This window comes from Mycobacterium sp. 1245499.0, assembly GCF_001673615.1.
Taxonomy (GTDB): Bacteria; Actinomycetota; Actinomycetes; order Mycobacteriales; family Mycobacteriaceae; genus Mycobacterium; species Mycobacterium europaeum_A.
This window is the reverse complement of record NZ_LZMG01000268.1, coordinates 1-1,553: the sequence shown is the minus strand read 5'-3', so window position 1 is coordinate 1,553 and position 1,553 is coordinate 1. Positions and strand designations below refer to the sequence as shown.

The 1,553-nt window shown below is 71.0% G+C and carries 2 protein-coding genes; both read left to right on the top strand.

Annotated features, from left to right (window positions below; genetic code table 11):
- A partial coding sequence (locus A5646_RS15770; RefSeq protein ID WP_156765614.1) for a Xaa-Pro peptidase family protein occupies positions 1 to 697 on the top strand: 697 nt, incomplete at its 5' end.
- An 82-nt stretch (positions 698 to 779) separates the two neighbouring features.
- Positions 780 to 1,553, top strand: a 774-nt coding sequence (locus A5646_RS15765; protein WP_156765613.1) for a DUF222 domain-containing protein, incomplete at its 3' end; no start/stop codon positions are given.

Genomic DNA, 1,553 nt, shown 5'->3' with positions numbered 1-1,553 from the left:
GCCCGCCATGCGGGCGGCGCGACGCATCAAGACGCCGGACGAAATCGCGGCGATGGGCCAGGCCGTCCGGGTCGCCGAACACGGACTGACAACCGCGCTCAGCGAATTGGCGCCGGGCGTGTCGGAGCGGACGCTGGCTGGGGTGATGATGGAGGCGATGGCCGCGGGCGGGGTGAGCACGCCGGCGACCCAGGACGCCGCGTGGGTGACGTCGCGCGAACAACCGTGGCGTCGCGCCGCCGCGTCCGAGGTCCGGCCGGGCGACCTCGTCGCGTTCGCCGCGGGCGCACTGGCGAACGGCTATGTCGCCGAGGTGGGGCGGACCCGGCCGGCCGGCGATACCGTCACCGACGAGGTCCGCACGCTCTTCGAGCGCTCGCATGTGTTGTACGACAAGATGGTTGCCGCATGCCGCCCCGGCGCGTCCACCCGCGACCTGCTCGCCGCCTACGCGACGGCCGGTGAGCCGGTGCCGCCGATGCCGGTCGCGCACGGGCTGGGGTTGGGGTTCGATCCGCCCGTGGTGTCCGAAACGCTGCTGGCCGCGGGCGAACACGACGTGCTCGAGGCGGGGATGGTGTTGGCGATCACCGGATATGTGTGGCGAGAGGGCCTCGGCGCGGTGTACCGCCGGGACACCGTGCACATCACCGAGAGCGGTGTCGATGTACTGACCACCAGTCGATCGTGGGGTTAGCGGCTGAAATAACTTGTGCCACTTTGGTTTCAGTGGTCACAAAGCGGGACGTTTTGTCGGTGGTCCTCGCTAGTTTGGCGGTGTGAGTGAGGAGCAGGATGTCGAGGCGGCGTTCGATGCGCTCGATGCCGCCTGGGATCGGGTGTGCGCGCTGAACGTCGACGCGCTGAAGCCCCGGCAGCAGTTGGCGGTGTTGGCGCGCTGCGAAAAGCAGCGCCGGCGCATCCCAGCCGTCGAACACCCGGTGATCAATTCCCTGGCCCGCCAAGCACCCTCGGTCGAACTCGGCGCCACGGTGGTCCACGCCATCGCCGAGGCGACGCTGATCAGCCGCGCCGAAGCCGCCCGCCGCCTCAACGAGGCACGCGATCTGGGCCCACGCCACGGCCTGACCGGCGAACCGCTGGGCCCGATGCTGCCCGCCACCGCCGCCGGACAACGCCGGGGCGCCCTGGGTGCGGGCCAGGTCGCGGTGATCCGCAAGTTCTACCACCAGCTACCCGGCTGGATCGACATGCCCACCCGCGAACAGGCCGAAGCGCGGCTGGCCACCGAAGGCAGCCGGTTTCGCCCCGAACAACTCGCCGGGCTGGCCCGCACCCTGGCCGACTGCCTCAACCCCGACGGCACCTACACCGACGACGACCGGGCCCGCCAACGCGGTCTGACCCTGGGCAACCAGCAAGCCGACGGCATGTCGGCGCTGCGCGGCTGGCTCACCCCCGAAGCCCGCGCCACCCTGGAAACCGTCCTAGCCAAACTCGCCGCGCCCGGCATGTGCAACCCCCACGACGACACCCCCTGTGTGGACGGCGCACCCACCCAAGACGCCATCGACCACGACCCACGCTCGGCC